Here is a 7433-nt window from a genome sequence, read left to right on the forward strand (position 1 = left end):
GCTGGCCCAGGGCCTGGAGCCGTGGCAGGCGGCCACGCTGGGCGTCTGGCTGCACGCCTGCGCCGGTGAGCGGCTGGGGCCGCAGGGCAGGGGGCTGGCGGCAAGCGATGTGATACCGGTCATTCGAGCGTTGTTGGAGGAACATTCTACGTGTCAGGCATAACCCTTTTTCTCGCCGATGAACCGGCCACCGTCGCCTTCGGCGCCCGCCTGGCTGCAGTCACCGGCGGCCATGGCATCATTTTCCTCGAAGGCGACCTGGGCGCGGGCAAGACCACGCTGTCGCGCGGCCTGATCCGTGGCCTGGGCCACACGGGTGCGGTGAAAAGCCCGACCTTCACCGTGGTCGAGCCCTACGAGATCGGCGCACTGCGCGCCTATCATTTCGACCTCTACCGCCTGGTCGATCCAGAAGAGCTAGAGTTCATGGGCATTCGTGACTATTTCGAAGGCGATGCCCTGTGTCTGTTCGAGTGGCCAGAAAAGGGTGCGGGCATTTTGCCAAAGCCTGACCTGACCATTACCATGAGCCCCCAGGCGGGCGGACGCTCCCTGGTCCTGACGCCACAGGGCTCTCGTGGCGAAGCATGGTGTGCCGCTCTGGCCGCCGACAATCATAAGTGAGTGGGGTAGGTATGCGCATACGCGCACTGGTCGCCGTGGTCGGGCTGTTGCTCAGCGCGGTGTCCCTGGAAGCGTTGGCCGTCACGCAGGTCAAGAGCATGCGCCTGTGGCGCGCGCCCGATAACACGCGGCTGGTCTTCGACCTGTCCGGCCCGGTGCAGCACAGCGTGTTCACCCTCAGCGCCCCCGACCGGCTGGTGATCGACATCAATGGCGCCACCCTCGGCGGGGCGCTGAATGCATCAACCTCCAACACCCCGATTACCAGCGTGCGCACCGCGCAGCGCACGCCTACCGATCTGCGTGTGGTCATCGACCTGAAAAAGTCGGTCACCCCGAAGAGTTTCACGCTGGCGCCCAATGCCCAGTACGGCAATCGCCTGGTGGTCGACCTGTATGACCAGGAGTCCGATGCCATCGCGGCGAGCAACCCGACGCCACCCCCGGTGCCGACCGTCATACCGCCGATCACCACGCCTGCCGTGCCCGTGACCCCAGCCCAGCCGCAGATCAAGCTGCCGCCGGTGCCCAGCGGCAAGCGCGACATCGTCGTGGCCATCGATGCCGGCCACGGCGGCGAAGATCCGGGGGCCTCCGGCTCGCGTGGCCAGCACGAGAAAGACATCGTGCTGCAGATCGCCAAGGAGCTGCAGCGCCAGATCAACGCCGAGCGCGGCTTTCGTGCCGAGCTGACCCGTACCGGTGACTACTTCATTCCGCTGCGCAAGCGTACCGAGATCGCCCGCAAGAAAGGGGCTGACCTGTTCGTCTCGATTCACGCCGATGCTGCGCCGTCCAAGGCGGCGTTCGGCGCGTCGGTGTTTGCCCTGTCCGATCGCGGCGCCACCTCCGAAACCGCTCGATGGCTGGCCGATACGGAAAACCGCTCCGATCTGATCGGCGGCGCCGGCAATGTCAGTCTGGACGACAAGGACCGCATGCTGGCCGGCGTGCTGCTCGACCTGTCGATGACGGCCACGCTCAGTTCCAGCCTCAATGTGGGGCAGAAGGTGCTGGGCAACATGGGCCGTGTCACCTCGCTGCACAAGCAGCGTGTCGAGCAGGCCGGGTTCATGGTGCTGAAATCGCCGGACATCCCCTCGATTCTGGTCGAGACCGGCTTCATCTCCAACGCCAACGAAGCGGCCAAGCTGGCGTCCAGTAGCCATCAACAGGCCCTGGCGCGTTCCATTCATACCGGCTTGCGGCAGTTCTTCCAGCAGAATCCGCCGCCGGGCACCTACATTGCCTGGCTGCGTGACAGCGGCAAGATCGCCCAGGGGCCGCGCGACCACACGGTGCGCCCCGGCGAAACCCTGGCCATGCTCGCGGTGCGTTATCAGGTCAGCGAAGTCAGCCTGCGCTCGACCAACGGCCTCAAGACCGATGAACTGAAAGTCGGCCAGCACCTGAACATTCCGGCGACCACGCTGGCGTCGCAGCAATGAGCGGCGGGTCACGCATCGAGCTGCTCAGCCCGCGGCTTGCCAACCAGATCGCGGCCGGTGAGGTGGTCGAGCGCCCAGCGTCGGTGGCCAAGGAACTGCTGGAAAACAGCCTCGACTCTGGCGCGCGGCGCATCGACGTCGAGGTGGAGCAGGGTGGGGTGAAACTGCTGCGTGTGCGCGACGATGGCGTCGGCATCTCGGCAGACGATCTGCCGTTGGCGCTGGCACGCCACGCCACCAGCAAGATTCGGGAACTCGAAGACCTCGAAGGCGTGCTCAGCCTGGGGTTTCGCGGTGAAGCGCTGGCGTCGATCAGCTCCGTGGCCCGCCTGACCCTGACCTCGCGCACCGCCAGTGCCACTGAGGCCTGGCAGGTCGAGACCGAAGGCCGGGACATGTCGCCTCGCGTGCAACCGGCGGCGCACCCGGTCGGTACCTCGGTGGAGGTGCGTGACCTGTTCTTCAATACCCCGGCCCGGCGCAAGTTTCTCAAGACCGAGAAAACCGAATTCGACCATCTGCAGGAAGTGATCCGCCGATTGGCCCTGGCCCGCTTCGATGTCGGCTTCCATGTGCGGCATAACGGCAAGAGCGTGCTCAGCCTGCACGAGGCACCCGATGAAGTCAGTCGCGCGCGACGCGTCGGCGCCATCTGCGGCCCAGGCTTTCTCGAACAGGCATTGCCGGTGGATGTCGAGCGCAACGGCGTGCGGCTGTGGGGTTGGGTCGGCCTGCCGACGTTCTCGCGCAGCCAGGCCGATTTGCAATACTTCTTCGTCAACGGCCGCGCGGTGCGCGACAAGCTGGTAGCCCATGCCGTACGCCAGGCTTACCGCGACGTGCTGTTCAATGGCCGGCATCCGACCTTCGTGCTGTTTCTGGAGCTCGAGCCGAGCGGCGTCGATGTCAACGTGCACCCGACCAAGCACGAAGTGCGCTTTCGTGAAGGGCGCATGGTGCATGATTTTCTCTACAGCACGTTGTATCGGGCAATTGCCGAGGTACGCCCGGAGGATCAGCTGGCCGCGCCGGCCGCCGCCAGCGAAATCGTCAAGCCCACAGGCTTGCAGGCCGGTGAATTCGGTGGCCAGGGGGAAATGCGCCTCTCGGCCGCAAGCCTGGAACAGCCCAGGGCGCAGCCTTACTCGGCACCTGCGGGTGGCGCCGGTCACGGCTATCAGTACACGCCGCGCACGTCGCAGTCTCTGCCGGTTGCCGAAGCCGGTGCAGTCTACAAGGCGTATTTCGCCCCGCTCGAAAACGCCGCGCAAGGTACGGCGGCATTGCCCGAGCAGCAAGGCGACATCCCCCCGCTGGGCTTCGCCCTGGCGCAGCTCAAGGGCATCTACATCCTGGCCGAGAACGCCATTGGCCTGGTGTTGGTGGACATGCACGCCGCCCATGAGCGGATCATGTACGAGCGCTTGAAAGTGGCGATGGCCAGTGAGGGCCTGAGTGGTCAACCGCTGCTGGTGCCGGAAAGCCTGGCGATGAGCCAGCGCGAGGCCGATTGCGCCGAAGAGCATGCGCAGTGGTTCCAGCGCCTGGGCTTCGAGCTGCAGCGGCTCGGCCCGGAAACCCTGGCGATCCGGCAGATTCCGGCGCTGCTCAAGCAGGCCGAGGCCAACCGCCTGGTGCAGGACGTGCTCGCTGACCTGATGGAATATGGCACCAGCGACCGCATTCAGGCGCACCTGAACGAGCTGCTCGGGACCATGGCCTGCCATGGCGCGATCCGTGCCAACCGCCGTCTGGCCATCCCGGAGATGAACGCCTTGCTGCGCGACATGGAAAACACCGAACGCAGCGGCCAGTGCAACCACGGTCGCCCGACCTGGACCCAGATGGGCCTGGACGATCTGGACAAACTATTCCTTCGCGGTCGATGACATGAGTGGCAAGCCCCCCGCACTATTTCTGATGGGCCCGACGGCGGCCGGGAAAACCGACCTGGCCATCGAGCTCACGCGCCATCTGCCCTGTGAGCTGATCAGCGTCGATTCGGCGCTGGTCTACCGCGGCATGGACATCGGCACTGCCAAGCCCGATGCCGCCACCCTGGCGGCTTATCCGCACCGGCTGATCGACATCCTCGACCCGGCGCAGAGCTATTCGGCAGCCGAGTTCTGCCGGGATGCCTTGCAGGCCATGGCTGACATCACCGCCCGCGGCAATATTCCGCTGCTGGTGGGTGGCACCATGCTGTATTTCAAGGCATTGCTGGAAGGGCTGGCGGACATGCCGGCGGCCGATGCGCAGGTCCGCGCCGAGCTTGAGCAGGTCGTGGCTGAGCAGGGCCTGGGTGAGCTGCATCGGCAGTTGGCCGAGGTCGACCCTGAGTCTGCCGCGCGTATCCATCCCAACGACCCGCAGCGCCTGATACGTGCCTTGGAAGTCTACCGCGTGAGTGGCCTGAGCATGACCGCGCATCGGCAGCGTCAATTGGCTGAAAGTCGCGATTCAGACACAGGCGCAACGGGGCATTTACCCTATACTGTCGCGAGTTTGGCGATCGCTCCTACACATCGTCACATTTTGCATGAGCGAATTGCGTTACGATTTTCCCAGATGCTGGAACAGGGCTTCGTCGACGAGGTCCGAGTGCTGCGAGCGCGAGCCGATCTGCACGCCGGCCTGCCTGCCATAAGGGCAGTGGGCTACCGACAGGTCTGGGATCATCTCGACGGCAAACTGGATGAGAATGAGATGCAGGAGCGCGGTATCATCGCCACGCGCCAACTGGCCAAACGGCAGTTCACCTGGTTGCGCGGATGGTCCGATGTGCACTGGTTGGACAGCCTGGCCTGCGACAATCTGTCCCGCACCTTGAAATACCTGGGAAGCGTCTCCATATTGAGCTGAGTCCCTGCCTATTGCCGGCTATTCTTGCGAAGGGTCGGCGAAATTCGTAGTTTTTTTCTGATTTCCTATTATTGATCCTTACAGGAGTGCGGCATATGTCAAAAGGGCATTCGCTACAAGACCCTTACTTGAATACCTTGAGAAAAGAAAAGGTCCCGGTTTCCATCTATCTCGTCAACGGGATCAAGCTGCAGGGCTCGATCGAATCCTTCGACCAGTTCGTCGTGCTGCTGAAGAACACCGTCAGCCAGATGGTCTACAAACACGCCATTTCCACGGTTGTGCCAGCGCGTCCCGTGCGCCTGCCAAGCCCGACCGATGCCGAGTCTGGTGATAGCGAACCAGGCAACGCCTGATAGGAGCCCGCATTGTTCTTTGAGCGCCACGGTGGTGGTGAACGGGCGTTGCTCGTTCATTTGGAAGGTCAGAACCCTGAGGCGCGCGAAGACCCGCAGGAGTTTCAGGAGCTGGCACTGTCGGCTGGCGCTGAAATCGTCCAGCTGTCGACGGTGATGCGTCATCAGCCGACGGCCAAGTTTCTGATCGGCAGTGGCAAGGTCGAGGAGTTGCGCGACCTGGTCAAGGCCGAGCATGTCGATCTGGTCATCTTCAATCACACCCTCACGCCCAGTCAGGAACGCAACCTCGAGCGCGTGTTCGAGTGCCGTGTACTGGACCGAACGGGTCTGATTCTCGATATCTTTGCCCAGCGCGCCCGTACCCATGAAGGCAAGTTGCAGGTCGAACTGGCCCAGCTTGAGCACATGAGTACGCGTCTGGTGCGCGGCTGGACCCACCTTGAGCGGCAAAAAGGCGGTATCGGCATGCGCGGCCCGGGCGAGACCCAGCTCGAAACCGACCGTCGTCTGTTGCGGGTACGCCTGCGGCAGATCAAGTCGCGTCTTGAGAAAGTGCGCAGCCAGCGTGAGCAGGCGCGCCGTGGTCGACGCCGCGCCGACATCCCTTCGGTGTCGCTGGTGGGCTATACCAACGCCGGCAAATCGACGCTGTTCAACGCGCTGACGGCCTCGGACGTGTTTGCCGCCGATCAGCTCTTCGCCACCCTTGACCCGACGCTGCGCCGGTTGGAGCTCAAGGACCTTGGGCCGATCGTGCTGGCCGACACCGTGGGCTTCATTCGTCACCTGCCGCACAAACTGGTCGAGGCGTTCCGCGCCACGCTCGAGGAATCGAGCAACTCCGACCTGCTGCTGCATGTCATCGATGCCCATGAGCCCGAGCGCATGGAGCAGATCGAGCAGGTGCTGGCCGTGCTGGGCGAGATCGGTGCCGAAGGCTTGCCGATCCTCGAGGTGTATAACAAACTCGACCTGCTCGAAGGCGTTGAGCCGCAGATCCAGCGCAATGCCGATGGCAAGCCGGAACGGGTCTGGGTATCGGCCCGTGATGGGCGTGGCCTGGAGCTGGTAGGCCAGGCGATTGCCGAGCTGCTGGGGCATGACCTGTTCGTCGGCACCTTGCGTCTTGGGCAGCAATTTGCTCGCTTGCGTGCTCAGTTCTTCACGCTGGGCGCAGTGCAGAGCGAAGATCACGATGAAGACGGCAGCAGCCTGCTGAGCGTGCGGTTACCGTGGATCGAGCTCAACCGGCTGGTCAGTCGGGATGGGCACGAACCCCAGGCGTTCGTTGAACAACACACTTTGCAATAAATGCCCGTTGCAGTCTCCGGGCAGTGATATCAGGCATTCTGTAGCATTGGACGGCGCGCCGTGGGCGCGTCTTTGCTTTATCAGATGGAGAGCGCTATGGCTTGGAATGAGCCGGGTGGCAACTCGAACAATCAAGATCCCTGGGGCGGTCGGCGCGGTGGCGGCGGCGGTGGTGGTGGCGATAAAAAAGGCCCACCGGATCTCGACGAGGCCTTCCGCAAGCTGCAGGACAGCCTTAATGGCATGTTTGGTGGTGGCAAGAAACGCAGTGGCGGCGGTGACCGCAACACGCGCAAGGGTGGCGGTCTGGGCTTGCTGGGCATTGGCCTGGCAGTACTGGCGGCTATCTGGCTGTACAGCGCCGTGTACGTGGTCGACGAGCAGGAGCAGGCCGTCGTGCTGCGCTTCGGCAAGTACCACGAGACCGTGGGGCCTGGCCTGAACATCTACTTCCCGCCCATCGATCGCAAGTACATGGAAAACGTCACGCGTGAACGTGCGTATACCAAGCAGGGGCAGATGCTCACCGAAGACGAGAACATCGTCGAAGTACCGCTGACCGTGCAGTACAAGATCACCAACCTGCAAGACTTCGTGCTCAACGTCGACCAGCCTGAAATCAGCCTGCAACACGCTACCGACAGTGCCTTGCGTCACGTGGTGGGTTCCACCTCCATGGACCAGGTCCTGACCGAAGGCCGTGAGCAGATGGCGGTGGACATCCGCGAGCGCCTGCAGCGTTTCCTCGACACCTACCGCACCGGTATCACCGTGACCCAGGTCAACGTGCAGAGCGCGGCAGCCCCGCGTGAAGTGCAGGAAGCCTTCG

General features: G+C 63.5%; 7 protein-coding genes and 1 pseudogene. All 8 read left to right on the plus strand.

The window, feature by feature from the left end; genetic code table 11:
• Window positions 1-163 (plus strand): annotated as a pseudogene (locus tag RT028_RS19340) (NAD(P)H-hydrate dehydratase); the annotation flags it as partial.
• Window positions 151-624: a tRNA (adenosine(37)-N6)-threonylcarbamoyltransferase complex ATPase subunit type 1 TsaE gene (gene tsaE, locus RT028_RS19345; RefSeq protein ID WP_312936957.1), complete on the plus strand. Its 474-nt coding sequence runs from the start codon at window positions 151-153 to the stop codon at window positions 622-624. The pseudogene RT028_RS19340 and the gene tsaE, both read left to right, overlap by 13 nt.
• 11 nt (window positions 625-635) lie before the next feature.
• The gene (locus tag RT028_RS19350; protein WP_312936959.1) at window positions 636-2072 is read left to right on the plus strand and encodes an N-acetylmuramoyl-L-alanine amidase; all 1437 of its coding nucleotides are present in this window, start codon (window positions 636-638) and stop codon (window positions 2070-2072) included.
• A complete protein-coding gene (mutL, locus tag RT028_RS19355) occupies window positions 2069-3961 on the plus strand; it encodes a DNA mismatch repair endonuclease MutL (RefSeq protein ID WP_312936961.1) in 1893 nt (630 codons plus the stop codon). The genes RT028_RS19350 and mutL overlap by 4 nt, the downstream gene beginning before the upstream one ends.
• A gap of 1 nt (window position 3962) precedes the next feature.
• Complete coding sequence (gene miaA, locus RT028_RS19360) at window positions 3963-4934, plus strand: tRNA (adenosine(37)-N6)-dimethylallyltransferase MiaA (RefSeq protein ID WP_312936963.1); 972 nt, start codon at window positions 3963-3965, stop codon at window positions 4932-4934.
• A gap of 95 nt (window positions 4935-5029) precedes the next feature.
• On the plus strand, window positions 5030-5290 hold the full coding sequence (gene hfq, locus RT028_RS19365; protein ID WP_312936964.1) for an RNA chaperone Hfq: 261 nt from the start codon (window positions 5030-5032) through the stop codon (window positions 5288-5290).
• A 12-nt stretch (window positions 5291-5302) separates the two neighbouring features.
• Complete coding sequence (gene hflX, locus RT028_RS19370) at window positions 5303-6604, plus strand: ribosome rescue GTPase HflX (RefSeq protein ID WP_312936966.1); 1302 nt, start codon at window positions 5303-5305, stop codon at window positions 6602-6604.
• Between the two features lie 96 nt (window positions 6605-6700).
• A partial coding sequence (gene hflK, locus RT028_RS19375; protein ID WP_312936968.1) for an FtsH protease activity modulator HflK occupies window positions 6701-7433 on the plus strand: 733 nt, incomplete at its 3' end.

It is taken from the genome of Pseudomonas sp. (assembly GCF_032058845.1).
Classification (GTDB): Bacteria; Pseudomonadota; Gammaproteobacteria; order Pseudomonadales; family Pseudomonadaceae; genus Aquipseudomonas.

What these genes read in the sequence shown, in the direction of transcription:
- RT028_RS19350 (WP_312936959.1), top strand. Translation starts at nt 636, where the DNA reads ATGCGCATACGCGCACTGGTCGCCGTGGTCGGGCTGTTGCTCAGCGCG.
- mutL (WP_312936961.1), top strand. Translation starts at nt 2,069, where the DNA reads ATGAGCGGCGGGTCACGCATCGAGCTGCTCAGCCCGCGGCTTGCCAAC.
- miaA (WP_312936963.1), top strand. Translation starts at nt 3,963, where the DNA reads ATGAGTGGCAAGCCCCCCGCACTATTTCTGATGGGCCCGACGGCGGCC.
- hfq (WP_312936964.1), top strand. Translation starts at nt 5,030, where the DNA reads ATGTCAAAAGGGCATTCGCTACAAGACCCTTACTTGAATACCTTGAGA.